The sequence below is a fragment of the Nocardiopsis akebiae genome, assembly GCF_018316795.1.
In the GTDB taxonomy this organism is placed as follows: domain Bacteria; phylum Actinomycetota; class Actinomycetes; order Streptosporangiales; family Streptosporangiaceae; genus Nocardiopsis; species Nocardiopsis dassonvillei.
The window spans coordinates 4617664-4644323 of sequence record NZ_CP074132.1; the positions used below are offsets into that span (position 1 = coordinate 4617664).

The 26660-nt window shown below is 73.3% G+C and carries 27 protein-coding genes; 12 read left to right on the forward strand and 15 right to left on the reverse strand.

Annotated elements, in window-relative coordinates; all coding sequences use genetic code 11:
- Positions 1–117: 117 nt before the first annotated feature.
- Positions 118–1332 (reverse strand): D-mannonate dehydratase ManD, encoded by a 1215-nt coding sequence (manD, locus tag KGD83_RS19750; RefSeq protein ID WP_212640595.1) that lies wholly within the window; start codon positions 1330–1332, stop codon positions 118–120.
- A 437-nt stretch (positions 1333–1769) separates the two neighbouring features.
- Here manD and KGD83_RS19755 point away from each other — a divergent pair, with 437 nt between their 5' ends.
- Positions 1770–2813 carry a LacI family DNA-binding transcriptional regulator gene (locus tag KGD83_RS19755; protein ID WP_212640596.1) on the forward strand — a complete coding sequence of 348 codons (1044 nt, stop codon included), beginning with the start codon at positions 1770–1772 and terminating at the stop codon, positions 2811–2813.
- A gap of 282 nt (positions 2814–3095) precedes the next feature.
- Entirely contained in the window at positions 3096–4778 is a 1683-nt protein-coding gene (locus KGD83_RS19760; RefSeq protein WP_449411053.1) for a glycoside hydrolase family 10 protein, read from the forward strand.
- 40 nt (positions 4779–4818) lie between these two features.
- Here KGD83_RS19760 and KGD83_RS19765 read toward each other — a convergent pair whose 3' ends face one another.
- Together KGD83_RS19765 and KGD83_RS19770 are read right to left on the reverse strand one after the other, a co-directional pair.
- Positions 4819–5391 (reverse strand): suppressor of fused domain protein, encoded by a 573-nt coding sequence (locus tag KGD83_RS19765; protein WP_212640597.1) that lies wholly within the window; start codon positions 5389–5391, stop codon positions 4819–4821.
- A gap of 86 nt (positions 5392–5477) precedes the next feature.
- On the reverse strand, positions 5478–5960 hold the full coding sequence (locus KGD83_RS19770) for a hypothetical protein (protein ID WP_212640598.1): 483 nt from the start codon (positions 5958–5960) through the stop codon (positions 5478–5480).
- 280 nt (positions 5961–6240) lie between these two features.
- Between KGD83_RS19770 and KGD83_RS19775 the strand changes: the two genes are divergently transcribed.
- The 8 genes from KGD83_RS19775 to KGD83_RS19810 all read left to right on the forward strand — a co-directional run bounded on the left by KGD83_RS19775 (position 6241) and on the right by KGD83_RS19810 (position 14491).
- A complete protein-coding gene (locus tag KGD83_RS19775; protein ID WP_212640599.1) occupies positions 6241–6462 on the forward strand; it encodes a hypervirulence associated TUDOR domain-containing protein in 222 nt (73 codons plus the stop codon).
- A 5-nt stretch (positions 6463–6467) separates the two neighbouring features.
- Positions 6468–7055 carry a DUF488 domain-containing protein gene (locus KGD83_RS19780; RefSeq protein WP_212640600.1) on the forward strand — a complete coding sequence of 196 codons (588 nt, stop codon included), beginning with the start codon at positions 6468–6470 and terminating at the stop codon, positions 7053–7055.
- A gap of 284 nt (positions 7056–7339) precedes the next feature.
- Positions 7340–10720: a pyruvate carboxylase gene (locus KGD83_RS19785; protein WP_212640601.1), complete on the forward strand. Its 3381-nt coding sequence runs from the start codon at positions 7340–7342 to the stop codon at positions 10718–10720.
- Between the two features lie 189 nt (positions 10721–10909).
- Complete coding sequence (locus KGD83_RS19790) at positions 10910–11248, forward strand: ArsR/SmtB family transcription factor (protein ID WP_212640602.1); 339 nt, start codon at positions 10910–10912, stop codon at positions 11246–11248.
- Complete coding sequence (locus KGD83_RS19795; protein WP_249351962.1) at positions 11245–11739, forward strand: SRPBCC domain-containing protein; 495 nt, start codon at positions 11245–11247, stop codon at positions 11737–11739. The genes KGD83_RS19790 and KGD83_RS19795 overlap by 4 nt, the downstream gene beginning before the upstream one ends.
- A complete protein-coding gene (locus tag KGD83_RS19800) occupies positions 11736–12362 on the forward strand; it encodes a dihydrofolate reductase family protein (RefSeq protein WP_212640603.1) in 627 nt (208 codons plus the stop codon). The genes KGD83_RS19795 and KGD83_RS19800 overlap by 4 nt, the downstream gene beginning before the upstream one ends.
- 68 nt (positions 12363–12430) lie before the next feature.
- Positions 12431–13288, forward strand: a complete 858-nt coding sequence (locus KGD83_RS19805) for an NAD-dependent protein deacetylase (RefSeq protein ID WP_212640604.1) — start codon at positions 12431–12433, stop codon at positions 13286–13288.
- 171 nt (positions 13289–13459) lie between these two features.
- Entirely contained in the window at positions 13460–14491 is a 1032-nt protein-coding gene (locus tag KGD83_RS19810; RefSeq protein WP_212640605.1) for a methyltransferase, read from the forward strand.
- An 84-nt stretch (positions 14492–14575) separates the two neighbouring features.
- Here the strand turns inward: KGD83_RS19810 and KGD83_RS19815 are convergent, their stop codons facing one another.
- The 3 genes from KGD83_RS19815 to KGD83_RS19825 are packed head-to-tail and all read right to left on the reverse strand — an operon-like array spanning position 14576 to position 16113.
- Positions 14576–15316, reverse strand: coding sequence for a tRNA-dependent cyclodipeptide synthase (locus KGD83_RS19815; RefSeq protein ID WP_212640606.1), 741 nt, complete (start codon positions 15314–15316; stop codon positions 14576–14578).
- Positions 15300–15617 (reverse strand): DUF6092 family protein, encoded by a 318-nt coding sequence (locus KGD83_RS19820; RefSeq protein ID WP_212640607.1) that lies wholly within the window; start codon positions 15615–15617, stop codon positions 15300–15302. Before KGD83_RS19820 ends, KGD83_RS19815 begins: the two co-directional genes overlap by 17 nt.
- Positions 15598–16113, reverse strand: coding sequence for a nitroreductase family protein (locus tag KGD83_RS19825; RefSeq protein ID WP_256448871.1), 516 nt, complete (start codon positions 16111–16113; stop codon positions 15598–15600). The genes KGD83_RS19820 and KGD83_RS19825 overlap by 20 nt, the downstream gene beginning before the upstream one ends.
- Positions 16114–16308: 195 nt before the next feature.
- Here KGD83_RS19825 and KGD83_RS19830 point away from each other — a divergent pair, with 195 nt between their 5' ends.
- Positions 16309–17325: a methyltransferase gene (locus KGD83_RS19830; RefSeq protein ID WP_212640609.1), complete on the forward strand. Its 1017-nt coding sequence runs from the start codon at positions 16309–16311 to the stop codon at positions 17323–17325.
- Between the two features lie 52 nt (positions 17326–17377).
- Here the strand turns inward: KGD83_RS19830 and KGD83_RS19835 are convergent, their stop codons facing one another.
- The gene (locus KGD83_RS19835; protein WP_212640610.1) at positions 17378–18349 is read right to left on the reverse strand and encodes an alpha/beta fold hydrolase; all 972 of its coding nucleotides are present in this window, start codon (positions 18347–18349) and stop codon (positions 17378–17380) included.
- Between the two features lie 277 nt (positions 18350–18626).
- Here KGD83_RS19835 and KGD83_RS19840 point away from each other — a divergent pair, with 277 nt between their 5' ends.
- Complete coding sequence (locus KGD83_RS19840) at positions 18627–19853, forward strand: cytochrome P450 (protein WP_212640611.1); 1227 nt, start codon at positions 18627–18629, stop codon at positions 19851–19853.
- Positions 19854–19879: 26 nt separating this feature from the next.
- Here KGD83_RS19840 and KGD83_RS19845 read toward each other — a convergent pair whose 3' ends face one another.
- The 8 genes from KGD83_RS19845 to KGD83_RS19880 form a co-directional block, all read right to left on the reverse strand.
- Positions 19880–21145 carry a cytochrome P450 gene (locus tag KGD83_RS19845; protein ID WP_212640612.1) on the reverse strand — a complete coding sequence of 422 codons (1266 nt, stop codon included), beginning with the start codon at positions 21143–21145 and terminating at the stop codon, positions 19880–19882.
- Positions 21142–21822, reverse strand: a complete 681-nt coding sequence (locus KGD83_RS19850; RefSeq protein ID WP_212640613.1) for a GTP-binding protein — start codon at positions 21820–21822, stop codon at positions 21142–21144. Before KGD83_RS19850 ends, KGD83_RS19845 begins: the two co-directional genes overlap by 4 nt.
- On the reverse strand, positions 21803–22165 hold the full coding sequence (locus tag KGD83_RS19855; RefSeq protein WP_212640614.1) for a DUF742 domain-containing protein: 363 nt from the start codon (positions 22163–22165) through the stop codon (positions 21803–21805). Before KGD83_RS19855 ends, KGD83_RS19850 begins: the two co-directional genes overlap by 20 nt.
- Entirely contained in the window at positions 22162–22587 is a 426-nt protein-coding gene (locus KGD83_RS19860; RefSeq protein WP_212640615.1) for a roadblock/LC7 domain-containing protein, read from the reverse strand. Before KGD83_RS19860 ends, KGD83_RS19855 begins: the two co-directional genes overlap by 4 nt.
- Before the next feature lie 61 nt (positions 22588–22648).
- The gene (locus KGD83_RS19865; RefSeq protein WP_249351964.1) at positions 22649–24265 is read right to left on the reverse strand and encodes an ATP-binding protein; all 1617 of its coding nucleotides are present in this window, start codon (positions 24263–24265) and stop codon (positions 22649–22651) included.
- 270 nt (positions 24266–24535) lie between these two features.
- Entirely contained in the window at positions 24536–24919 is a 384-nt protein-coding gene (locus KGD83_RS19870; RefSeq protein WP_212640616.1) for a hypothetical protein, read from the reverse strand.
- Positions 24916–25992, reverse strand: a complete 1077-nt coding sequence (locus tag KGD83_RS19875; protein WP_212640617.1) for a serine hydrolase domain-containing protein — start codon at positions 25990–25992, stop codon at positions 24916–24918. Before KGD83_RS19875 ends, KGD83_RS19870 begins: the two co-directional genes overlap by 4 nt.
- 10 nt (positions 25993–26002) lie before the next feature.
- A complete protein-coding gene (locus KGD83_RS19880; RefSeq protein ID WP_212640618.1) occupies positions 26003–26527 on the reverse strand; it encodes an ArsR/SmtB family transcription factor in 525 nt (174 codons plus the stop codon).
- Between the last annotated feature and the right edge of the window lie 133 nt (positions 26528–26660).

A 26660-nucleotide genomic window follows, 5' to 3' on the forward strand; every position in this document is an offset into this window, starting at 1 on the left:
GGATGGTCTGCGATGCCGGGCGCGGGCGGGCAGGGCCCGTGCGCGCCCGGACCGGACCCCCGCGAGCTGAGGCCGGTAAAGGACGGGACCGGGTCCCGCCGACCCGGAGCGGGCGCCTCACCAGTCGTGCATCGAGCCGTCGAGCCTGCGGTTGACCGGCAGGTACCGGGCCTCGTAGGGGTAGCGGGCCGCGGCCTCCTCGTCGATCTCCACCCCCAGACCCGGGGCGTCGCCCGGGTGCATGTAGCCGTCCGCGAAGGTGTAGGAGGTCCGGAACACCTCGCCGGCGGGCTCCAGGTGCCCCATGTACTCCTGGATGCCGAAGTTGGGCACGGTCAGGTCCAGGTGCAGGGCCGCGGCGAACGACACCGGCGACAGGTCGCCCGCGCCGTGCGAGCCGGTGCGCACCCCGTACAGGTCGGCCAGGTCGAAGACCCGGCGCAGGTGCGTGATGCCCCCGCTGTGCGAGACCGACATGCGGATGTAGTCGATGAGCCGCTCGGTGATCAGGTGCTGGCAGTCCCAGATCGTGTTGAAGACCTCCCCCACCGCCAGCGGGGTCGTGGTGTGCTGGCGGATCGTGCGGAACGCCTCCTGGTCCTCGGCCGGGGTGGGGTCCTCGATCCAGAACATGCGGTAGGGCTCCAGCGACCTGCCCAGCTGGGCGGCCTCCAGCGGGGAGAGCCGGTGGTGCACGTCGTGCAGCAGGTGGAAGCCGTAGCCGAACCTCTCCCGGACCGCCTCCATCATCTCGGGCGCGAAGTCCAGGTAGGCGGGGGTGTGCCAGACGTTGTCGGTGGGCACCGCCGCGTCGGCGGGCTCGTAGGTGTGGCCGGTGCCGGGGTGGTGCAGTCCGTAGGTGCTCTCCAGGCCCGGGACGGCGGCCTGCACGCGCACCGCCCGGTACCCCTGGTCCAGGAAGCCGCCGACCGACTCCAGGAGGTCGTCCACGGACCGGCCGCTGGCGTGTCCGTAGACCATGACCCCGTCGCGCGCGGCGCCGCCGAGCAGCTGGTGGACGGGCTTGCCGACCTGCTTGCCGAGGATGTCCCACAGGGCGCAGTCCACGGCGGCGATCGCGGTCATGGTGACGGGACCGCGCCGCCAGTAGGCGCCGCGGTACAGGTACTGCCAGATGTCGTTGATACGGCCGGAGTCGCGGCCCACGAGCAGCGGGCAGACGTGGTCGCGCAGGTAGGAGGCGACGGAGAGCTCGCGGCCGTTCAGGGTGGCGTCGCCGAGGCCGGTGGTCCCGTCCTCGGTGGTGATCTTGAGGGTGACGTAGTTGCGTCCCGGGCACGTCACGATGACGTCGGCGGAGGTGATCCTCATGGGTGCTTCCTCGTGGGTGGGGGTGTACCGCGACACCCGGCGTAACCGGGCCGCGGGAGCGGCCGGACGGTGGCGCGCCCCCGCGGCCCGGGGCCCTGGTGAGCCCGGCGGAGCCGCGCCGCGCTTGCGCCGACTCCCCGCGCTGTACCTGACGTCGTAGGTATATCGTTTTCCCATGCGGGTGTCGAGGCCTGGATAAACCGCGCTCAATGCGGTAGGGTCCGCCGAAAAGTCCGGGGTCATCGTTTTCCCAAGGGCTCTCCGGTACGCGCCGGGAGGCCCTCCACACACCCACTGGTAGCCTGTCCGCGCCCCGGCCCCGCCCGCCCCGCCACACCCGGGAACGGCGGCGCGAACGCGGCCGGGCCCGCCACAGCGAAGGGAGCGGCACTGGTGCGCGAGCAGACCCCCGGGGCCACGTCCGGCCGGAGGACGCCGTGACGGCCGTCCGCGGATCCACCGGCCGCCCCACGATCTCCGACGTCGCCGCGCTGGCGGGGGTGTCGGTCTCGGCCGTGTCGAAGGTGGTCAACAACAAGGGCCGCATCGCCGAACCCACCCGGCGGCGGGTCCTGGACGCGGTGGACAAGCTCCAGTGGTCGCCCTCGGCCGCGGCCGTGGCGCTGCGCGGGGCGCGCACCCGGGCCATCGGCATGGTCTCGCGCCGCTCCCCCGACCTGCTGTCCTACGACCCGCACTTCGGCGTGCTGATCTCGGGTATCGAGCGCGAACTCGCCCCCTTGGACTACGGCCTGCTGCTGCACATCGTGGGCGAGGAGGAGGACGCCGAACGGCGCGCCTACCGCCGTCTGGCCGAGGAGCGCCGGGTGGACGGCGTCATCCTCACCGAGAGCCTGGTCCGCGACCCCCGGTTCGACCTGCTGCGGCGGCTCGGGCTCCCCTCGGTGCTGATCGGCATGCCCTGGCGCGACGACCCGGTCGCCTCGGTGCTCGCCCCCGACCAGGAGCGGGGGCTGGTCGAGGCGGTCCGGCACCTGGCCTCGCTGGGGCACCGGCGGGTGGCCTACGTGTGCGGCCCCGAGGACCGCGTGCACACCGGGTTCCGCCGCCGGATCGTGGAGGAGCAGGTGCGGCGGCACGGGCTGGCCGCCGTCGTGCTGACCGTCCCCGACTTCACCACCGAGGGGGCGGCCGCGGCCACAGACGAGGCTCTGTCGGCGGTCGAGCGTCCCACCGCGATCCTGTTCGCCAACGACATGATGGCGATCGCCGGGATCAGCGCCGCGCGCAGGCGGGGGCTGGAGGTGCCACGGGACCTGTCCGTCGTCGGCCACGACGGCCTGCCCCTGGGCGCACTCGTGCAGCCGCGCCTGACCACGGTCGGCCACGACCTGGTGGGACTCGGTCGGGCCGCCGCGCTGACGCTCGTGGCCGCCCTGGACGGGCCCCCGGCCGACGTGCCGGCGATCGCCCCTCCCGGGCTCGTGGTGCGCGAGTCCACGGCGCCGCCCGGGGACTGAGCGAAGACGGCGCGGACCCCTGCCCGCCGCTGGGCTCCCTGGACCGCGCCTGGTCCGCGCGCCCGTCCCCGTCTGAGGCGCGCGCTCGGGGCCGGGCGGTTCCGGTCCGCGGCGGGGGCCTTCCTCGCGGGCGGTTCCGGCGGACGGACCGGGCCGCGTGCCGCCCGGGATGGCGGATGGTTGCCCTCCCCAGGCAGATGAGATTCAAACCACCAAAACCGCCCATGTTTTCCAAAACGTTACTTCTTCGCTTACTCTGATGCCCGACGTGACGTCAAACGGATGTCAACGCAGCTCAGAGGAGTTTCCTTGACCCCTGGACGACGAGCCGGCCTCTCACCGCGCTGGCGCTCCCGGTGGGTGGCCGCCGCCGCCGCGTCGGGGCTCATGATCTCCGGATACGCCCTCGTCGGCGCCGCCCACTCCCCCTCCGGTTCCTTCCCCGGCCCCGGTTCGGCCGGGTGCGAGGCCGCCCAGGACAAGCGGCAGATGCGCGGGGCGTGGCTGACCACGGTCGGCAACATCGACTGGCCCTCCGAGCCGGGCCTGTCCGCCGAGGACCAAAAGACGGAGATGGACCAGCGCCTGGACGAGGCGGTGGACCTCGGCCTGAACACCGTGTTCCTGCACGTGCGGCCCACCGCCGACGCGGTCTACGAGTCGGACCTGGAGCCGTGGTCGAAGTACCTCACCGGCGAGCAGGGCGGCGACCCCGGCTACGACCCGCTGGAGTACGCGGTGGCCGGGGCGCACGAGCGCGGCCTGGAGCTGCACGCCTGGTTCAACCCCTACCGGGTCGGCATGGACTCCGACATCGAGGAGCTGGCCGAGGACCACCCGGTCAGGGAGCACCCCGACTGGCTGGTGCGCTACGGCGGCGAGGGCTTCCTCGACCCGGGCAGGCCCGAGGTCCAGGAGTGGGTGACCCGCGTGATCATGGACGTGGTGGAGCGCTACGACGTCGACGGCGTGCACTTCGACGACTTCTTCTACCCCTACCCCAAGGACGGCGAGGAGTTCGACGACGACCGGACGTGGGAGGAGCACGGCGGCGGCTTCGAGGACCGCGAGAACTGGCGGCGCGACAACGTCAACGACTTCGTCAGCGGGGTGCACGAGCGCATCGAGGAGGCCAAGCCCTGGGTGCGCTTCGGGATCTCCCCGTTCGGCATCTGGCGCAACGCCGAGAACGACCCCGCCGGGTCCGACACCTCGGGCCTGGAGTCCTACGGGGCCCAGCACGCCGACACCCGCGCCTGGATCCGGGAGGGGATGGTCGACTACGTCGTCCCGCAGCTGTACTGGGAGCGGGGCTTCGACGCCGCCGACTACGAGGAGCTGCTGCCGTGGTGGGCCGAGCAGGTCGAGGGCACGGACGTGGACCTGTACATCGGCCAGGGCGCGTACCGGGTCGGTGACCGCAACTGGACCGGCGAGGACGCGCTGAGCACCCAGCTGGACTACTCCTCCGACCACCCCGAGGTCGACGGCGACGTCTACTTCTCCTTCAAGTCCCTGACGGGCGTGGCCGAGGAGGCCTACGCGCACCTGGCCGACGAGCACTACGGCGACCCCGCCCTGCCTCCCCTGGCCGGAGGCGACCGCGGGGGCGAGTCCCTGGCGGGCCCGGTGGACGACGTGACCGCCGAGGTCGCGGACGAGCACACCTCGGTGGAGTGGGAGCGGGTGGAGGACGCGCGCTTCTACGCCGTCTACCGCCTGGACGCGCAGGAGGCCGCGCGGGCGGACTCGGGCGACCCGGAGGAGTACTGCGACGTGCTCTCCTCCGACAACCTCGTGGGCGTGACCGGCGGGACCTCGCTGGAGGACTCCGGCCACACCGCCGAGGACGCCGCGAAGGCCGAGGATGACGGCGAGGAGTCCGGTTCCGCGTACGTGGTCACCGCGCTGGACGACTACCGCGTGGAGGGCCCGGTCGGCGGGATCGCCGACCCGCGCGGCTGACCCCGGCGGGCGGGGGCGGCTCACACCGGACCGGGCCGGCTCACACCAGCGGGGCCCGGTCGGCGTCCAGCACGTTGACGCCCTCCGCCTCCAGGACCTCCTCGAAGGCGTCGAGCGATTCGGCCGCGACGAAGGCGGCCTCGCTCCGGTGGAGGGGGAGCAGCCACAGGAACCTCGCTCCCCCGGCCTCGGCGGGCGCCCACTCCAGCGCGGGCCCGTGGGGGTAGGGCAGGCTCACCAGCAGGTGGTCCATGCGCGAGCCCCGCGTCCACGGGCGGCCCGCGTCGATCACCGAACCGACGCCGAGCCGGTACTCCTCGAAGGAGTGCAGGTGGCTGACCATGGCCAGGGTCTCGGCGTGCTCCTGCTCCGCGGTCGGCGACATGAGGAAGAACTCGGTGCCGCCCTCCGCCTCGTGCACGGACGAGCCCACCGTGACGTAGGTCCAGCCCTCGCCCTCGTTCCGGGGCGCCACCCGGTAGGTGGCGAAGCCCGGGACCCGGTCGAGGATGGGCCCCTCCTCCCAGGTGGCGGGCTCCACGGCGTGGCCCTGCCAGAACTCCCGGACGTGGCGTTCGAGCGCGCGGATCCGCGCGTCCTCCCCGGTCGTCAACGAACCCGGCCCCCCGCTGTGCCTTCGGCCGCCAGGGGGGTGGCCCTCCCGAGGCGCCCGATATACGGACATCTGGAACGGACAGACTACGGCGTCCCGACGCAGGGACGGGCGTCGGCGGCCTCCGCCCGCTCCTTCGCGTCCCGGCCGGAGCGGTTGGGCAGAGCCGAGTAGACGGCCGTCACGCTGAACAGCGTCCCGGAAGCGAAATACACGATGTAGACCACCCACACCAGGGGCACGAGGAGGTAGAGGGCCACGGTCCCGAGGAGCAACGGCACCACCGCCAGCAGCAGCGACCACCCCACCCGGTTGCCGCCGCGCGTGTCGGCCATGTACTCGCCCGCCGTGCACAGCGGTACGACCAGGACCAGGAGGTGGAAGGGCGCGTAGACGAACCCGGAGGCCATGGTCAGCACCATGGTCCCGTAGTGCAGGTGCGGGAAGACCGTCCCCCACGCCATCAGCAGGGCCACCAGGACCGCGAAGTGGACCACGAGCGCGATCAGCCACCGCGTCGCCCACAGGGCCGTCCTCAGCCACGGGGGTACTCGTACCGTGTCGCGCAACGGTGGTCCGCCTCTCTCCGGGGAGCACGGGCCCGGCCGTCGCGGCGGCAGGCGCCCGGACGGCCGGAAGCGGTGCGGACGCGCCGCAGGCCCCGTCTGACGGGAACACTAGCCCGGGGTTCCCCTGGGTCCGGTCCGGGGTCCGGCCGGAAGACCACGCCGCGGAGCGCGTGCGGAGGGCGCCGGGCGCCCGCCCGCATACCCCGAGGCCGTCCGGGGTAGGCGAGGACCCGTCCCACCAGGTGCCGCTGCGCCACGGCCGGAGGAGAGGGTGTACGCGATGACACGCCGTTTCGACGTCGGTGACCACGTGAGCTGGAACTCCGAGGCCGGACGGGTGTCCGGCACGATCACGAGGGTGCACACCGGCGACTTCGAGTTCAGGGGCCGTACGCGCCGCGCCTCCGAGGACGAGCCGCAGTACGAGATCAGGAGCGACAGGACCGACCGCGTCGCCGCGCACAAGGACGGGGCCCTGACCCGGGTCTCCGGCGACAGCTGACCGCGATGGCGCCGCCGTTCCTCACCGTCGGCCACTCCGACCGCACGTTCGAGGAGTTCGCCGCGCTGTTGCGCGAGAACGACGTGCACGTGGTGGTCGACGTACGCAGACTCCCGGGTTCGCGCCGCAACCCGCAGTTCGACGAGGACACCCTTTCCGGGGCCCTGCGGAACGTCGGCGTACGTTACTCGCGCGTCGCGGAACTCGGTGGACGGCGTCCGGTCGCCAAGGACGTCTCCCCCGAGGTCAACGGGTTCTGGCGCAACCGCAGCTTCCACAACTACGCCGACTACGCGCTTTCCACCGGGTTCGGATCGGGTCTCGCCCGGTTGGGTGACGCGGGCGCGGCCAGCCGCGCCGCCGTGATGTGCTCGGAGGCGGTGTGGTGGCGGTGCCACCGGCGCATCATCGCCGACCACCTGCTCGCCCGCGGCCACGAGGTCCTCCACGTCATGGCCGCCCACCGCGTGGAGGCCGCCCGGCTCACGCCGGGGGCCGTCGTGCACGCCGACCGCACCGTCACCTACCCGGTGCGGTCCACGGACGCGAACGACGGCGGGGCCTCCCAGGCGGACGGGCCGCCCAAGGGGTGACGCGAGCCCGGCCCCGGGCGGGGCGCACCGTGCCGGGGGCCACCGGCGCACGCGAACAGCCCGCGACACCCGCCCGGGCTCGTCGCGCCCCCCGTCCCGCGCGACACGCCGACGTCCCGGAAGGCCCGCCGGAGGCGGTACTCGGCGCGAAGGACGGACCCGGTGGGCCCCGGCGAACCCTCTTCTGGTTAACGTACGGGTGTTCCACCCGGCCGCGGGCCCCCGGCGACGGTGCCGGTTATTGCGCCCCGGCACCACGCCTGACCGACCAGGAGGAGTGCGCCATGTTCCGCAAAGTGCTCGTGGCCAACCGGGGCGAGATCGCCATCCGCGCGCTGCGCGCCGGTTACGAGTTGGGCGCCCGCACCGTCGCCGTCTTCCCCCACGAGGACCGCGGCTCCCTGCACCGGCTCAAGGCCGACGAGGCCTACCAGATCGGCGAACCCGGCCACCCGGTGCGCGCCTACCTGTCCGTGGACGAGATCGTGGGCGCCGCCCGCCGGGCCGGGGCCGACGCCGTCTACCCCGGCTACGGCTTCCTGTCGGAGAACCCCGAGCTGGCCCGCGCGTGCGAGCGCGCCGGGATCACCTTCGTGGGCCCGCCCGCCGACGTGCTGGAACTGACCGGCAACAAGGCCAGCGCCGTGGCCGCCGCCCGGGAGGCGGGAGTGCCCGTCCTGGAGTCCAGCGAGCCCTCCGACGACGTGGAGGCCCTGGTGGCCGCCGCGGAGCGGATCGGCTTCCCGCTCTTCGTCAAGGCCGTGGCCGGAGGGGGCGGGCGGGGCATGCGCCGCGTCCAGGAGTCCGAACGGCTGCGCGAGGCGGTGGAGGCGGCCATGCGCGAGGCCTCCGCCGCGTTCGGCGACGCCACCGTGTTCCTGGAGCGCGCCGTGGTCGACCCCCGCCACATCGAGGTGCAGATCCTCGCCGACGGCGAGGGCGGCGTCGTGCACCTCTACGAGCGCGACTGCTCCCTCCAGCGGCGCCACCAGAAGGTCATCGAGCTGGCCCCCGCGCCCAACCTCGACCCGGACCTGCGCGACCGCATCTGCGCGGACGCGGTTCGCTTCGCCCGCCGGATCGGCTACCGCAACGCGGGCACGGTCGAGTTCCTGGTCGGCGCGGACGGCAGCCACGTCTTCATCGAGATGAACCCGCGCATCCAGGTCGAGCACACGGTGACCGAGGAGATCACCGACGTGGACCTGGTGCAGTCCCAGCTGCGGATCGCCTCCGGCGAGACCCTGTCCGACCTGGGCATCTCCCAGGAGGGCGTCTACGTGCGCGGCGCGGCTCTCCAGTGCCGCATCACCACCGAGGACCCCGCCAACGGCTTCCGCCCCGACACCGGGACCATCAGCGCCTACCGCTCCCCCGGCGGTTCGGGCATCCGCCTGGACGGGGGCACCTCGGCGGCGGGCACCGAGATCAGTCCGCACTTCGACTCGCTGCTGGTCAAGCTCACCTGCCGGGGGCGCGACCTGGCCACCGCGGTCAGCCGGGCGCGCCGGGCCGTGGCCGAGTTCCGCATCCGCAGCATCGCCACCAACATCCCCTTCCTCCAGGCGGTGCTGGACGACCCCGACTTCCAAGCGGGGCGGATCACCACCTCCTTCATCGAGGAGCGCCCGTACCTGCTGACCGCGCGGCCCTCCGCCGACCGCGGCACTCGCCTGCTCACCTACCTGGCAGACGTCACGGTGAACAAGCCGCACGGGGAGCGCCCCCAACTGGTGGACCCCGCCACCAAGCTGCCGCCGCTGCCCGAGCCCGCCGGGCCCCCGCCCCCGGGTTCGCGCCAGCGTTTGGCCGAGCTGGGCCCGGAGGGGTTCGCGCGGTGGCTGCGCGAGTCGCCCAACCTGGGCGTCACCGACACCACCTTCCGCGACGCCCACCAGTCGCTGCTGGCCACGCGGGTGCGCACCCGCGACATGCTGGCCGCGGCGCCCGCGGTCGCGCACACCCTGCCCGAGCTGCTGTCCCTGGAGTGCTGGGGAGGCGCCACCTACGACGTGGCGCTGCGCTTCCTGGCCGAGGACCCCTGGGAGCGGCTGGCGGCGCTGCGCGAGGCGGTGCCCAACATCTGCCTCCAGATGCTGCTGCGCGGGCGCAACACCGTGGGCTACACCCCCTACCCGACCGAGGTGACCGACGCGTTCGTGCGCGAGGCCGCCGAGACGGGCGTGGACGTCTTCCGGATCTTCGACGCGCTCAACGACGTCGAGCAGATGCGCCCGGCCATCGAGGCCGTGCGCGCGACCGGGACCTCGGTGGCCGAGGTGGCGCTGTGCTACACCTCGGACCTGTCCGACCCGGGCGAGAAGCTCTACACGCTGGACTACTACCTCAAGCTGGCCGAGCGGATCGTGGAGGCGGGCGCGCACGTGCTCGCGATCAAGGACATGGCCGGCCTGCTGCGCGCTCCGGCCGCGGCGAAGCTGGTCACGGCGCTGCGCAGCGAGTTCGACCTGCCGGTGCACGTGCACACCCACGACACCCCGGGCGGGCAGCTGGCCACCTACCTGGCGGCGGTCAACGCCGGGGCGGACGCCGTGGACGGCGCGGTGGCGTCGATGGCGGGCACCACCTCGCAGCCGTCCCTGTCGGCGATCGTGGCAGCCTTCGACCACTCCGAGCACGCCACGGGCCTGAGCCTGGACGCGGTCAACGAGCTGGAGCCGTACTGGGAGGCGGTGCGCCGGGTCTACGCGCCCTTCGAGGCCGGGCTGTCCTCACCCACGGGCCGGGTGTACCACCACGAGATCCCGGGCGGGCAGCTGTCCAACCTGCGCACGCAGGCGGTCGCGCTGGGGCTGGGCGAGCACTTCGAGGAGGTCGAGGCGATGTACGGCGCCGCCGACCGGATGCTCGGGCACCTGGTGAAGGTCACCCCCTCCTCCAAGGTCGTGGGCGACCTGGCGCTGCACCTGGTCGGCGCGGGGGTCTCCCCGGCCGCCTTCGAGGCCGACCCCGGGCGCTTCGACGTCCCGGACTCGGTGGTGGGGTTCCTGCGCGGTGAGCTGGGCGTCCCGCCCGGTGGGTGGCCCGAGCCCTTCCGCACGCGGGCGCTCCAGGGGCGTTCCGAGGCGCGGCCCGCGCAGGAGCTGAGCGGGCAGGACCGCGCGGGGCTGGCCGGGGACCGGCGGGCCACGCTCAACCGGCTGCTCTTCCCCGGCCCGACGCGGGAGTTCGAGGAGCACCGGGCGGCCTACGGCGACACCAGCGTGCTCTCCAGCGCGGACTTCTTCTACGGCCTGCGCGCGGGCGAGGAGTACGCGGTGGACCTGTCGCCGGGCGTGCGGCTGCTCATCCAGCTGGAGGCGGTGGGCGAGGCCGACGAGCGCGGCGTGCGCACGGTGATGGCCACGCTCAACGACCAGCTGCGCCCGCTCCAGATCCGCGACCGGGCCCTGGCCTCGCAGGTGCGGACCGCCGAGAAGGCGGACCGCAACGACCCCGGGCAGGTCGCGGCGCCCTTCGCGGGCGCGGTGACCCTGACGGTCGCCGAGGGCGACGCGGTGGAGGCCGGTGCGACGGTGGCCACCATCGAGGCGATGAAGATGGAGGCCGCGATCACCGCGCCCGTGTCGGGGACGGTCACGAGGGTGGCGGTCGACCGGGTGCAGAAGGTGGAGGGCGGCGACCTGCTGGTCCGCCTCGGCTGAGCCGGACGTCCGGTCGTTCGGGTCCGGCGGGCGCCCGCGGGCGCCCGCCGGGCCCTTCCCTGCCCGCAGGCCCCGGGCCGGGCGGTTCCGGAGGCATCCACCCGGGGCTCGGGCGCAGGTTCGCGGTCGTGCGCACGTCCCAACACTTGGCCCTTGAGCTAACCGTCACGAGCCGTCATACTTAGCCGCATGGCAAAGTATTCGGCGGAACTCGACGGGGTCCTCGTCACCCTCGCCGATCCGACCCGACGCGCCGTCGTCCGGCGCCTCGGCCGCGGGCCCTCCACCGTCGGCGACCTCGCCCGCGAGTTCCCGATAACCCTCCCCTCCTTCATGAAGCACGTGCGCAAACTCGAGTCGAACGGGCTCATCCGCACGGTCAAGACCGGCCGTGTGCGCACTTGCGTACTCGACCGCGAGCGGCTCGCCCTCGTCAGTGACTGGCTATCCGAGCAGCACAGGATCTGGGAGGAGCGCACCGACCGACTCGAACAGTTCGTCACCGATCCGCAGGAGGGCAGGCCGTGAACCCAGGCTCCGACATCGACCCCGACCTCGACCTCACCTTGGAGCGGGTCATCCGGGCCCCGCGCGAGACCGTGTGGCGCGCCTGGACCGACCCCTCCCAGCTCGCCCGATGGTGGGTCCCGGCGCCGTCCCGCTGCCGTGTGGACCGCCTGGAGCCGCGGCCGGGAGGGGCTTTCGTGACCCGGCTGAGCGACGACGGCGCCGGGTTCCTGCCGCACACGGACGCGTGCTTCCTCGTCGTCGACGAACCCGAACGGATCGTGTTCACCAACGCGATCGACGGCACGTGGCGTCCGGCGGCCCCCGCACCTGTCGCGATGACCGCCGCGATCGCACTGGAGGAGCACCCGGAGGGCACGCGCTACCGGGTGCTCGTCCGGCACGGCGACCCGGAGTCCCGCGCCCGCCACGAGAAGCTCGGCTTCCTGGAGGGATGGGGTTCGGTCGCCGACCAACTGACCGCTCTCGCCGAAAGGACGGTCTCGCCGTGAGGATCACCATCACCGAATTCGTCACACTCGACGGGAAGAGCCAGGGGCCCGGCTCGCCGGAGGAGGACACCAGCGACGGCTTCACACTCGGCGGGTGGCTCGTCCCCCACATGGACGCGACGTTCGTCCAGCGCGCCTCGGACTGGCTCGACCTCGCCGACGGACTACTGCTCGGACGCCGCACCTACGAGGCGTTCGCGCGCGACTGGCCGCGGATCACCGACCCGGAGGACCCGTTCACCGAACGGATGAACAGCCTGCCGAAGTACGTCGTGACCAACACGCTCACCGAGGGGACCTGGCACCCCACGACCGTCCTCAGGGGAGACCCGGCCCGGACGGTCGGCGAACTCAGGTCCCGGCCGGGACGGGAACTCCAGATCCACGGCAGCGCCCGGCTCGGCGACTCGCTGCTGTCGGCGGGCCTGGTCGACGTGCTCCGCCTGGTGGTCGCGCCCACCGTCGTACGAAGCGGCCGGCGCCTGCTGACGGACCGCGGCGCGCCCCTCGACCTGCGTCTGGCGCACCACGAGGCCACGCCGAACGGTCTGCTGCTCCTGGAGTACGAGGTCGTCGGCCGAGCACGCCGGAGCCGGTACGAGGGGGTCACCGACCTCGTGTGAACGGCCGCCCGGCCGGAACCCGGTGGTGCGGCGGCGGCCGCACCGGGGCGCCGCGTACCCTCGAAGGCGTGAGGAACACGCTCGACGACCCGGCGGCCCTGGCGGCCCGGATGCGCGAGGTCCTCGGCTCGGGCCCGGTGGTCGCGCTGACCGGCGCGGGCCTGTCCACGGACTCGGGCATCCCCGACTACCGCGGTCCGGACTCACCGCCGCGCAAGCCCATGACCTACCAGCAGTTCGTCGGCGACGCCGCCTTCCGACGCCACTACTGGGCCCGCAACCACGTGGGCTGGCGCCACGTGCACCGGACCCGCCCCAACGACGGCCACCGCGCGCTGGCCGCGCTGGAGGCGGGCGGCGCCCTGGCCGGCGTCATCACCCAGAACGTGGACACCCTGCACGGGGCGGCGGGCAGCAGGCGGGTGATCGACCTGCACGGCCGCTACGACCGCGTCATCTGCCTGGCCTGCTCGGCCGTGACCTCCCGCGAGAGCCTGGCCGGGCGTCTGAGCGCGCTCAACCCCGACTTCGCCGACGGGGTCCCCGACGTGGAGATCGCCCCCGACGCCGACGCGGTCCTGGCCTCCACCGAGGGGTTCCGCGTGGCCGACTGCGAGGGCTGCGGCGGCGTGCTCAAGCCCGACATCGTCTACTTCGGCGAGAACGTGCCCAAGGCGCGCGTGCTGGAGGGCTACGCGATGGTGGACGGCGCGCGGGCGCTGCTGGTGGCGGGTTCGTCCCTGACCGTCTTCTCGGGGCGGCGCTACGTCAAGCGGGCCGTCGAGCAGGGCAAGCCGGTGGTGGTCCTCAACCGGGGCGCCACCCGCGCCGACGACGTCGCAGCGCTCACCGTCGACGCGGGCTGCTCCGAGGTGCTCACCGCCCTGGTCCACGCCTACGAGGCCGGGGACGCCGCCCCGGTCTGATCCGGCCGCCGACCGCCGTCGCCGCGGTCCCCCGCTCCTTCCCGCCCGGTTACGTTTTCCACAACCCCGGGAACACACCCGCGCACTCACCGTAGTCTTGAGAGGTCGGCGCCGTGTCCCGGGGGAGGCCGCGCCGGCCCCGATGACGACGTCCCCCGGGGAGGACCGACTGTGGGTGCGACGGACGAGGCCGCTGTACGCGCGGAGCGCACGGACCTGCCGCTGAACCGACTGGTGGCGTCGGCCATGCTCATGCACGCCGTCGTCGCGATAGTCGAACTGGACGTGGTGGAGGACCTGGCGGACGGGCCGCGCCCGGTGGCGGACCTGGTCCGCCGCACCGGGGTGCCCGAGCAGACCCTGACGGCGGTGCTGCGGGCCGGGACGGTGAGCGGGCTGCTCTCGGAGCCCGTGCCCGGGTCGTTCGCCCTGACCGCGGCGGGCGGGCACCTGCGCGCCGGGGACCCCAGCGGCCTGTACGACCTCTTCCGGATGTGCACGCACGGCGCCTTCCTCCAGGCGTGGACCTGCCTGTCGCAGGCGGTGCGTTCCGGCCGTACGGCCTTCGAGGTGCACACCGGACACCCGCTGTTCGCCTACCTGGAGCAGGAGCGGGGGGACGCCGAGGCCCTGTTCCGCAGGGCGATGGTCACGTCCGTGGCCGCCGACACCCTGCTGGAGAACGCGGACCTGTCCGGGACCGAACGCGTGGCGGACCTCGGCGGCGGCCAGGGTTCGCTGCTGGCCGCCCTCCTGCGGCACCACCCGCGCATGGAGGGAGTGCTGTTCGACCTTCCGCACGTGGTGTCCGGGGCCGGGCCGCTGCTGCGGGAGCGGGGCGTGGCGGACCGGTGCGCCGTGGTGGGGGGCAGCTTCTTCGACGGGGTGCCGACGGGCGCGGACGTCTACCTGATGGCGCGGGTGATGCAGAACTGGCCCCGGCCGGAGGCGGTACGGATCCTGCGCAACGTCCGCGCGGCGATGGGTGAGCGGTCCCGGCTGCTGATCGTCGGACACCTGCCGCAGCGGGAGGGCGCCACCCCCTTCCTCCAGGCGATGAGCGTGTACATGCTCGTGCTCTACGGCGCCCCGCTGCGTACGGCGGAGGAGTACCGGGAACTGTTCGCCGAGGCCGGCCTCGCGCTGCACGCCGTGCACCGGGTCGAGGACGGGGAGTCGGTCATGGACGTCCGCCGCGCGTAGCGTGCCCCGCCCCGCCCGGGACGACGCCCCGGCCGCAACCGCTCCGTCCGGTGGCGCCCCGCCCGGAGCGCCACCGCTCGGCGGTCACGGGGACGCCAGCGCCTCCGCTTCCGGGGAGGTACGGCGCCTCAGGGCCGGGCGGACGACCACGTGGCCCTGCCCCGGGTGGAAGCAGGAGGTGGCGCCGCGCAGCGTGGACAGGATCGGCATCAGGGCGTGGTAGCAGCACACCGAGGAGGGCAACCCCAACACCCCCGGGGTACTGAGCAGAAGGGGCAGTTCGGCGCGCAGGTAGGCCAGCCCGGCGCGCAGCCTGGCCCCGTCCGGGTCCGGCTGAGCTCCGATGACGTGCCGTACGTGCTCCTCGCACGCGCGGCGGACTCTGCCGTCGGTGGCGTGCTCCCGGTCGAGGCGGTACACGACGTCGCGGTAGCCGGGCAGGCCCGTGCACTGGGACAGGGCGCGCACGCGCACGTTCCCCGCGTCCGGGGCGGCCGACTCCACGGCGCGCCGGATGCGCCGCCGCACGTCCTTGAGCGCCCTGTTCGCCCGCGACGACGCGTGCTCCCTGCTGCCGCCTGACGCCATGTACATGGTTTCCAGGTGCAGGTCGGCGTAGAGCACGTCGACCTCGGCGAAGTGCCGCTGCGCCCACCGCAGGAGCTGCGCGATCCGCTCCTGGCTGAAGTAGCTGTTCCCGGCACTGATCCCGATGAGCGCGTGCTCTCCGCGCTCGAACACGCGGCGGCAGGAACCGGTGAAGGGCAGGACGTCGAAGGCCTCCTCGGGCTCTGGGGGCGGCTCCAACTCAGGCGGAGATGACATCGGGGTCCTCCAGGACGGTTGCCAGCCGCTCGCACAGCTGGTCGAGCAGGGTGTCCAGTTCGCGGTCGCCCATCGGCCCGCACATGACGTCGTCCATCCGACCGCGCAGGGCGTCGAGTTCGGGGTGGTGCGGGCCGGTTCCGGCCGCGAGGGCCAGGACGCGCCGGGCGGCGTCCAGGCAGCGGAACGTGCCGTACTGCCGTGGCTCGTCCAGCAGGCCGCGGCCGCTGCTGAGCAGGTAGGCGGCGAGCAGGAGGAGTTCCTCGCCGACCTGTCGGACCTCAGGTTCCCCAGCGCTCATGGCCGACCACCTCGTTCCGGTCTCGTCGGGGTGCGGGTGCGAGCGGCCGGGCGGGGTGCCCGATCGGAACCAGGAGCAGGGGTTCCAGGTGGTCGGGCAGACCCAGGAGCCTGCGGACGGGGCCCCTCCGAAAGCTCCCGGACGGGCATCCGCCCAGCCCCAGGCAGTGGGCCGCCAGGAGGAGGTTCTCCACCGCCATCGCGACGCAGAGCATGCCCTCGTCCCAGGAGTCCCCGGAGTCCGTGGAACCGCCCGAGCCCCCCACCGCACGAGAGCGGTCGAAGCAGGCCGCCACGACCAGGGGCGGGAGTTCGATGATCCCGGGGGCGAACGCGCGCAGCAGCCTCAGCCTCCGCCGCTCGCGGACGGCGACGAAGGCCCACGCCTGCTTGTTGGACGCCGAGGGGGCGGCGAGCATGGCGTCCAGCATGGGTTCGAGGAGGGAGTCGTCCACCGGCCGGTCGGTGAAGGCGCGTACGGCACGGCGGGTGGTCAGGGTCTGTAGGGCGTGTGGTGACCGCTGAGAGGGGCACGGGTTCGCATCCGGCTCACTCGAACCTGTGTCCACAGTATGCGATTTTCTAAGCACGCTCCGTAGTTTACCCTGTTATACGGCTCCATCGATGCCGCATGGGCGCATCTGGCCGCCCCTCTCCGCACCCCCGGAGGGGCACCACCTGAAAGGACCGCGATGTCCGCATCCGCACCCCCGAGTCCTTCGGCCACGAAACTGTTCGAGCTCATCACCGCCAGCTGGGTGTCGGCCGCCGTGAGCGCGGCGGCCGAACTCGGCGTCGCCGACGCCATGACCTTCAAACCCCTGCCCGTCGACGAGATCGCCGAGCGGATCGGCGCCGACGCCGACGCCCTCCACCGCCTCCTGCGCGCCTGCGCCGACCTCGACCTGGTCGAGGAGGGGCCCAGGCGGCACTTCGCCCTGACCGGGCTCGGCCGCGCCCTGCGCGGGGACGCGGCCGACTCCATGCGCGGCTACGCCCGGTGGGTCGGCAGCCAGGCCGAGCGGTCCACCATGGCCCACCTGGCCAGGGCGGTGCGGACCGGGCGCTCGGTCTTCGAGGAGGTGCACGGTCTGACGGCGTGGGCCTACCTGCACGAGCACCCCGAGACCGCGGCGGTCTTCGACGAGGGCATGACCGACATCTCCGCCCAGCTCACCCGGGGTGTGGCGGGCAGCTACGACTTCGGCGCGCACCACACCCTCGTGGACGTCGGCGGGGGCCGGGGCAGGCTGCTGTCCATCGTGCTGTCGGCCCATCCCGGTCTGCACGGCGTGCTCTTCGACCGGTCCGACGTGGTCGCCCACGCCGGACCGGTGCTGGAGGGCGTACGTGAACGGTGCCGCGTCGTCAGCGGGGACTTCCTCTCCTTCGTTCCCGAAGGGGGAGACGCCTACCTGCTGTCGAACGTCATCCACAACTGGGGCGACCGGGACGCCGCGCGGATCCTCTCCCACTGCCGTGAGGCGATGACCCGCGACGGGCGCGTCCTGCTCGCGGAGGTGGTGGTGCCCGACTCCCCGGGTCCCGCCCGGACCGCCAAGTTCATGGACCTGAGCATGCTCGCCCACTGCGACGGCAAGCAGCGCACCAGGGCCCAGTTCGCCGACCTCTTCGAGCAGGCCGGACTGGAGTTGACCCGCGTCCTGCCCAGCTACGGGACCAGCATCGTCGAGGGGGTGCGCGCCTGAGCGGCGCACCGGTGCCGTGCGCGCCGCCGACCCCGGCGCGCACGGGCACGGCTCAGCCCCCGTGGACGGCGGCGAGGAAGTCCAGCAGGGCCGCGTTGACCTCCTCGGGCCGCTCCTGCTGGGTCCAGTGGCCGCAGCCGGGCAGGGTGACGCCGGCGTGCAGCCCCGGTGCGACCAACGACAGGTTCTCCAGGAGTTCGGGAACACCGCGCATGGCCCTGACCAGATCCTTGTCCCCGCCCACGTAAAGCGCGGGCACGTCTATGACGCGCCCCTGGAAGGGCGACATGAGCCCCTGGTTGCGGTCGATGTTGCGGTACCAGTTGAGCGGACCGGTGAAGGCGCCGGGGTCGGAGTAGTCGGCCGTGAAGGCGGCCAGGTCCTCCTCGGTGAGCCAGGAGGGCAGCTCCTCCGGTTCGGGCAGGGAGCCCAGCGCGCTCTCTCCCTCGGGCACGATCCACAGCCGGGGCCGGTCGGAGGGGGCGTCGCCGGAGGCCCCAACCAGGAGGCGGCGCAGGGTCGAGGCGGGGTCGGCGGCCAGCTCGGCGTCGGCGACGCCCGGCTCCTGGAAGTAGGCCTGGTAGAAGCCGTCGCCGTAGACGGCGCGGGAGGACGAGACAGACGGCATCATGGCGGGCGGAACGGGCGGAACGCTCAGACCCGCCACGCCGCGGACCAGGTCGGGGCGCATCATGGCGGTGGCCCAGGCCACCGGCGCCCCCCAGTCGTGGCCGACCACGACCGCGCTCTCCTCCCCCAGCGCGGAGACGAGGGCGACGACGTCGCCGACCAGGTGGGGCAGGGTGTAGGCGTCCACCGCCTCCGGCCGGTCGCTGCGGGCGTAACCGCGCTGGTCGGGGGCGACCACGCGGTACCCGGCCCCGGCCAGCGGGGCGAACTGGTGGCGCCAGGAGTACCAGCTCTCGGGGAAGCCGTGCAGGAGCAGGACGAGCGGTCCGCTGCCCTGCTCGGCGACGTGCAGCCGGATTCCGTTGACCTCGACGTCCCTGTGTTCCACGTTCATGGCGTACGTGCTCCTCGTCGCTGAGGGGTGGGGGCGCAGTCACGCTATCCCAGCGGGGCCGGTCCTCCCGGCTCCCGGGGACCCGGCGGGCGCGCCTTCGACCGGCGGCGCCGCACTTTCACTCCAGCCCCATAAACGACCTATCTGACATAAAAGGAATTCAACCCAGAAAACTCTTGATACTACATGCCCGAAAAAACTGACCCACTGGACTGGGGTGGCGGAAAAACCTACGGTGGAGGCCCGCGCCTACCCCCAACGGTGAGGAGAATCGGCCATGACCGCGGCTCCCGAGGTTCCGGACATCCTTTCCCCGGAATTCCTTGCCAACCCCTATCCCGCCTACCGCACCATGCGCGAACGGGCTCCCCTGTTCTGGCACGAGGCCACCCAGAGCTACGTCGTCTCCCGGTACGAGGACGTCCGGCGCGCCTTCCGGGACGAGGCCTTCACCACCCGCAACTACGACTGGCAGCTGGAACCGGTGCACGGGCGCACCATCCTGCAACTGGACGGACGCGAGCACGCGGTGCGCCGCGCCCTGGTGGCGCCGGCCTTCCGCGGCAGGGAACTGCGCGAGAGGTTCTGGCCCGTCATCGAGCGCAACAGCGGCGAGCTGATCGACGCCTTCCGGCACACGGGCGAGGTGGACCTGGTCGCGCAGTTCGCCACCCGTTTCCCCGTCAACGTCATCGCGGACATGCTCGGCCTGGAACGGGCGGACCACGACCGGTTCCACCGCTGGTACACCGCGATCATCGCCTTCCTGGGCAACCTGTCGCAGGACCCGCGGGTGGCCGAGGAGGGACTGCGCACCCGCGAGGAGTTCGCCGCGTACATGCTGCCGATCATCCGCGAGCGGCGGGCGGACCCGGGCGGGGACCTGCTGTCCACCCTGTGCACCGCCGAGGTCGAGGGCACCCGGATGAGCGACGAGGACGTCAAGGCCTTCTGCAGCCTGCTGCTCGCCGCGGGCGGGGAGACCACCGACAAGGCCGTGTCCAGCATGTTCGCCAACCTGGTCACCCACCCCGAGCAGCTCGCGCGGGTGCGCGAGGACCGGAGCCTGGTCCCGCGCGCGTTCGCCGAGACGCTGCGCTACACCCCTCCCGTGCAGATGATCATGCGCCAGCCCGCGCACGACGTGGAACTGGGCGGCGGGACCGTGCCCGCCGGAGCGACCGTCATCTGCCTGATCGGCTCGGCCAACCGCGACGGCGACCGCTTCGCCGACCCCGACTCCTTCGACGTCCACCGGGCCGAACTCGGGGAGGCCACCTCGTTCTCCGCCGCGGCCGAGCACCTGGCCTTCGCCCTGGGGCGCCACTTCTGCGTGGGCGCGCTGCTGGCCGAGGCGGAGGTGCGGGTGGCGACCAACCAGCTGCTGGACGCCATGCCCGACGTCCGCCTGGCCGAGGGCGTCACCCTGGAGGAGACGGGGGTCTTCACCCGGGGGCTGTCCCGGCTGCCGCTGCGCTTCACGCCGGTCCCCTACCGGGGCTGACCGGCAGCGCGGCGCGCGTCCGTCCCCTATCGCTGCGGCGTGAAGCGGGCCGGGAGTTCGAACAGTCCGCGCATCCACAACGACGGCCGCCACTCCAGCCGCTCCGGGGTCACCGCCAGCCGCACGTCGGGCAGCCGGTCCAGCAGGCTCTCCACCGCCGTGCGGGCGATCGTCTCCGCGATCTCCGGTGCCGGGAAGGGGCACCCGTGCTCGCCGTGGCCGAAGGACATCTGCGCGCGGTTGCCGCCGCAGACGTCGGGGAGCCCCGCGTGCAGGCGGGGGTCGGCGTTGGCCGCCGACAACCCCAGCACCAGCATGTCGCCGCGACGGATACCTCGTCCGCCCAGCTCACATGCCTGAACGGCCCACCGGCCGATGAAGTTCTGGGTGGGGGTGTTCTTCCACAGCACCTCGTTGAGGGCCTCCCCCGCGCTGCTGCGACCGCCCTGGAGGACGAGCGAGAACTGGTCGTCGGTGAGCATCAGGCGCAGGGTGTTGCCGATCCAGTTGCCGGTGGGCGCCTGGGCGGCGGCGAGGACCACCAGCAGGTCGACGACCACCTCGGCGTCGCTCAGCCCCGCCGGGTGCAGCAGCAGCCGCGAGGGCACGTCGTCGCGGGGCGCGGCACGGCGGTCGGCGACCAGGGCGTCCAGCCGGGCGTGCAGGCGCCGATGGGCGCCGCCCGCGTCCGCGGTGACGTCGAGCGAGAGCACGACGTCGCGCACCAGAGCCGGAACCTCCGCCTCCGGCAGGCCGTAGAGGCGGGCGACCACCATGGCGGGGATGTGGTGCGCGTACTGCGAGACCAGGTCGGCCTCGCCCTCCGTGCGGAAGGCGTCGACGAGCGTGTCGGCGGCCCGCTGGCACAGCGCCCTGAGGTCGGCGCGGTCCACGGCGTCCAGGGCGTCGCCGATCGCGCCCGCGCGCCGCTGGTGCTCGGCCCCCTCGGCGAACATGACCGAGGGCGTCCACATCACGTAGGGCATCAGCGGCCAGTCGCGGCCGACGCGGTCCCACTGGTTCCAACGGCGGCAGTCGCGGGCGAACCACTCGGGCCTGCTGGTGACGTGGTGCAGCTCCCGATAGCCCATGACGAACCACGCCGGAACGTCGCCGTCGAGCAGCACGGGCGCTACCGGGCCGTAGCGCCCGCGCAGCTCCTCGTAGAGCCCGGCGGGGTCGCGGGCGATGTCGGGGCCGTAGAGGCGGGCGGCGCCCGCGTGGTCCGGTGAGGGTGGCGGCGGGCCGCTGCTGGCCGGTGCCGCGGCCTCCGGGCCCGGGGTTCGGTTCACGTCGTCTCCTCCTGGGTCGGCGCGGATACGGATGCGGAGCCGGACCCGGGTGCGAACGCCGCCGCCGGCTCGGACGGATACCCGGCCACGGGTCCGGACACGTGCTGGACCAGGGTGATCAGGACGTCGCGGCTGGACTCGCGGCTGCGGGCGTCGCAGTCCACCATGGGAACCCGTTCGGACAGGTCCAGGGCGCGGCGCACCTCGGGCAGGCCGGGTCCGGGGCCGAAGCGGTTCACCGCGACGACGAAGGGCGTGCGGTGGTGTTCGAGCCGGTCCACGGCGTACCAGGAGTCCTGGATGCGGTCGGTGTCCACGAGTACGACCGCGCCCAGGCTGCCCTCGAACAGCTGGTTCCACAGGAACCAGAACCGTTTCTGGCCGGGGGCGCCGAAGAGGTAGAGCACCCGCCGCTCGTCCACGGTGATGCGCCCGAAGTCGAAGGCCGCGGTGGTGGTGCGCTTGTCGCGGACCGCGCTGAGGTCGTCGATCCCGGCGCTGGCCTGGGTCATGACCTCCTCGGTGCTCACCGGGCGCATCTCGCTGACGGAGCCGACCAGGGTGGTCTTGCCGACACCGAATCCGCCGACGATGACGATCTTGAGCGCGTTGTCGGCCGTAGCGGCGAGCGGGGTCCGGCGCGGCTGCGCCAACCGTTCAGAGGCGTTGGAGGGCAAGGAGCACCTGTTTCAGGGTCTCGGGGTCGTGTCCGGCCTCCTGCCGGGTGGGGACCACCGGGTGGCGGGCCGTCACCCGCCCCGTGTCCAGCAGGTCCAGCAGGAGGATCCGCACGACGCTGACGGGGAGCCGCAGCTCCGCGGACAGCTCCACCACGGCGGTCGGGTACGCGCAAAGGCGCAGGATCGCGGCGTGCTCGGACTGCATGCCGGGCACGGGGTCGCACTCGGCGACGATGAGGGTGACCGAGTCGAGGGCACGGGTGTCCGCGTCGGAGCGCCCACCGGTCACGGTGTACAGGCGGTCGGGGGCTTCTCCCCGGAGGGAGTCGTGGTGGGTCACCGCTGTTCGGCGCCCGTGCGGGCCCGCTCGCCGCGGCGCGGGGCGGCCGTCAGGAAGCAGCCGATCCGCTCGACGAGTTCGTTCATGCTGTGGCCGATCACGCCGACGTCGGCGTCCCCGTCGGTGATCACCGCCAGGTGGGCGCCCTCCCCGGCGCGGATGATGAGCAGGACTCCTCCGCCGAACTCGGCCATGGCCTGGCCCGCGCCGCCGCGGTCGCCGAACTCGGCGGAGGCGCTCAGGGACAGGCTCTGGATTCCCGCGGCGATGGCGGCGAGCTGGTCGGCGCGGTCGGTGTGCAGCTCGCGGGTGTGGCACATCCTGAGTCCGTCCCTGGACAGCACGAGCACGTGGCGGATGCCGGGTGTGCGGTGGCGCAGGTTCTCCAGAAGCCAGTCGAGGCTGGTGTCCATGGTGTTCATCGGGGTCGCGGGGCAGCCGCGCGCGGATCCGGTCGCGTGCCCCTCCCTCCGTTTCTCTTCTCTACTCTTCGGCTCGTTGTGGCTGGCGGGCGTTGCGGAAGGACGCGAACCTGGTGCCGGGGTCGCCGCCGGGCGCGGGCGCGGCCGGAGCCGCGGAGAGCTGGTCGGGCTCCTCCCGCAGCGCAGCGGCCAGGGTCTGGCCGCGCCGCCGCCGGGGCAGCCCGGAGGATGCGCGGGCGGGCGCGGCGGCGGCACCGGGGCCCGGGGCCGCCCCAGTCCGGAGATCCGGCCCCGAGGCGGGAGCGGGCCCCTCGGGGCGCTGGGGGCGGTGCCCGGCGCGCGGACCGCCGTGCGCGGGTCGGGACTCGGTGACCAGGTGCGGCGGAACGAGGACGACGACGCCGACGCCGCCGCGGGCCGAGGGACGGAAGCTGACGCCGAGCGCGTGCTTGTCGGCCAGTCGGCCCACGACCGCCAGGCCCGTGCGGGTGCCGTGCAGCGTGGACAGGTCGCGGGGCTCGGTGACAAGGCTCTCGGCCAGCCTGCGCTCGCGCACGCGCATGCCCAGTCCGCTGTCCTCGACGGTGACGGACAGGCCGGTGTCCTCCTCCTGGACGTAGACGTGCACCTCGGTGCCCTGGGCGGAGAAGTTGGCGGCGTTGTCCATGAGTTCTGCCAGGGCCTGCATGACCCCCTCAGCCGCGTGCCCGGCGATGGATGCGGTGCTGGTGTTGTGCAGGCGCACGCGGCGGTAGGCGCTGATGCGGCCCATGGCTCCGCGCAGGATGCTCTCCATGACGATGGGCCGGGTCCAGCGACGGCCCGAGCGCCCACCGGCCAGGACGACGAGGCCGTCGGCGAGGCGGCCGGTGCGGGAGACGCCGTGGTCGACGTCCAGGAGGTCGCCGAAGACGCCGGGGCTGTCGCCGTAGCGGTCCTGGAGTTCGCGGAGCTTGGCCAGCAGGGAGGTCAGGTGGGCCTGGATACGGGCGCCGGAGGCGGCGGTCGTCTCCATGGCCGAGGCGGAGCGGCGGTCCGCGGCCAGCAGCTCCTCCAGCGTGTGCGCGCGCAGGCGGGCGAGGGCGTCGTGGACGGGGGGCAGTTCCTCCCGGAGCGTTTCGGCGGCGCTGACGCGGTCCTCGCGGATGCGGGCGACCATGAGCGGCAGGCCGACGCGGTCCAGGTCGGCGATCTGCTCCTCCAGGGCGGTGCGCCGGGCCAGGGCGTCGGCGGCGCGCACGCGCGCGGTGTCGAGTTCGGCGGTGACGGCGTGGGTGAGCCGGTGCAGCGCGACGTGGCGGGGCTGGGGGTGCTCGGCGAGGACCTCGCGGGCGGCGCGGCCCGCGCGCAGGCCCTCGACGAGGGCGGGCAGGAGCTGGTCGACCAGGTGCTCGGCCTCGCGTTCGAGGGCCTGGGCGGTGGCGTCGACCCGGGTGCCGTGCTCGCGGGCGGCGCGGGCCGCCGCGGCCTGGTGCGCCGCCGCGGTGACGGCGGCGCACAGGGCGGCTCCGGCCGCGCCGACGAGCAAGGCCACGCTCTGGCGGGCGTCGGGGTGGGCCGTGACGACCGCCCAGGACCAGGCGGGGACCGCCAGCGCGGTCACGGCGAACAGGGCCACCAGGGCCTGTCGTCCGGGGCGCGGGGGCCGCCGTCGTCGGTCGGGCGGGTGAACTGGCATGGGCGGGTTCCTCGCGGGGCAATCGTGCGAAGGGGGCGGGGCCGTGCCCGGTCCCGTCGCCCGGTCTCCGGGCAGGGGAGGTCCACCCGGTTTTCCCTCGGGGGAATTCGAGGGCGGACGGAAATCACCGTAGACCACGGGCGAAAGGCACGTGGGCTTTCTCGCGAGGAACCCCGTTCAGACGGCGGAGAAGTGCGTCATCCCGCTTTTTCCGCTCTTCTTAATTCCGACATACCCCTGCATTGCGAACTTTCCGCGCGGCGGCTCGGGTCAGGCGAAGAGGAGGAAGACCGCGGGGACCACGGCAAGGAGGACCAGCGTGCCGATCGCGGAGTGGCGCCGGGAGGCGGCGCCCGCGTCGTCGGCGCGCGCGGGCAGGCCGGGCCAGCACAGCACCGCGGCCGCGGCGGCCCCCGCGCTCAGGGCCACGTCCAGGTACCAGACAGCCACGGGGAAGAGGGCCCATGTGGTCAGCAGCAGCGAGAGCACCAGGAAGAGGAGCGTGTTGACCGTCCGGTTCAGCACGTCCCAGCGGTCCGCGAAGCGGAACCTGCCCCGGCCCCGGAGCCGCAGGAGCACGTCCGCCGCGCTCAGGACGCAGACGCCGTTGAGGAACACGGCCCCGGCGTAGGGCAGCACGTCCATCGCGCTCATCGGGCGCCCTCCCCCGCCAACAGCTCCAGGACGGGACCTTCCAGTCCGGTGGTCGTGTTGCCGAAGGCCAGCACCGCGCGTCCGCCCTCCCGGTCCAGGGCGACCATGGAGGAGAAGCCGCCGGTGCCGCCGTTGTGCCAGGTGACCTCGGTGCCGCCGTGCTCCTGCGTGATCCAGGCGAACCCGATCCGGCGGTCCGGCCCGTCGTCCCAGCGCGGTTCCAGGGCCGCCGTGCCCGGGGCGGTGCCCTCCAGCAGCGCCCCGGCGAAGCGCGCCATGTCGGCGGGGGTGGAGCGCACGCCCCCGGTGGGCGCGTAGGCGCGGGCCAGCCAGGGATCGGCCCGGCGCCCCCTGTCGGTGTAGCCCTGCACCGCGTCCTCTGGCAGGTCGTCCCCGGAGTCGGGCAGGACCGTGTCGTCCATGCCCAGGGGGTCGAGCAGCCGCTCGCGCAGCAGGGTGGCGTAGTCGGTCCCGGCGGCGTCGGCCAGGGCGTGGCCCAGGACGGCGGTGCCCATGTTGGAGTAGTGGGACTCGCCGCGGTCGGACAGCTCCGCCGCGGCCACCTGCGCTACCAGGTCGTCGTAGTCGTAGGGGTAGGGGTCGTTGCCCAGGTAGGAGGCCGCCGCCGAGACCACGACGTCGGGCAGGCGGGGGGAGAGCCGGGGCAGTCCGGAGCGGTGGCTGCTCAGCTCGGCCAGGGTGACGTCGGCGGCCGGGGCGCCGTCCAGCTCGACCAGCTCCCCGAGCCGGGTGTCCGCGGTGACCTCGCCGCGTTCGACGGCGATGGCGAGCAGCATCCCGGTCATGCCCTTGGTGACCGAGCCGATCTCGTAGCCGGTGCCGTCGTCGGCGCCGAAGTGGGCGAAGCTCACCCGTCCGCCGTCGACCTCGACGACGCTGACGCGGTCGCGCACGCCCTCGGACAGCAGCGGGCGCGCCCGGTCCAGGAGTCCGGGGTCCCCGGACTCCTCAGCGGACAGGGCGGGTGTGTGCGGCCGTGCGGCGATCCCGAGCGCGACGACCAGGACGGCCGCCGCGCAGGCGACCGCGACGGTCCCCCTCCTGGCTCTCACGGAACCCTCCTTACTGGGGCGCTCCCCCGGCCGCCGTGAGGATGGCGAGCAGGGGGACGACGCGTTCCGGTGGAATGACGTAGCGGCCGCGCCGGACGGTGATGAGCCATCCGGCGGCGGCGAGCAGGTTGACGTGGTGGTAGATCTGGCCGGTCGTGCCGAAGTCGGAGCGCTCGGCCAGGGCGGAGACGGTCCCGGTGCCCCTCCAGACCGCCTGCAGCAGTTGGAGCCGGACGGGGTTGCCCAGGGCGTCGAGGCTGGCGGCGTGGCGGGCCCAGTCAGACTCCTCCAGGCGCTCGACCGGCAGTCCCTGCTGCCACTCCAGCGCGTCCTCCTCCCCCTCGCCGTCGCGGACGATCCCCGCGAAGACCACGCCGCCGTGTCCGGTGACGCGCTCCCGCAGGGCGTTGAGCGCGAAGAACACGTCTCCGAGCGCCTCCGCCCGGGGTGACGCGGCCGCGCGTTCGCCGGCCGCCTCCAGGGCGCCGACCCGCGCCTCCAGCTCGGCCAGCCGCTCCTCCGTCGTCCCGTCCACCGCGCCCCACCTTACATGGTTTTCCGTAATTACGTAATTATAGATTAGCAGACCCGTGAGCTTTGCCCGATCCGTAGGAACGGGTGGGGTGTCGCTGACCCGCGGAGTCGGATGATGAAGACAAGGCGCGCGG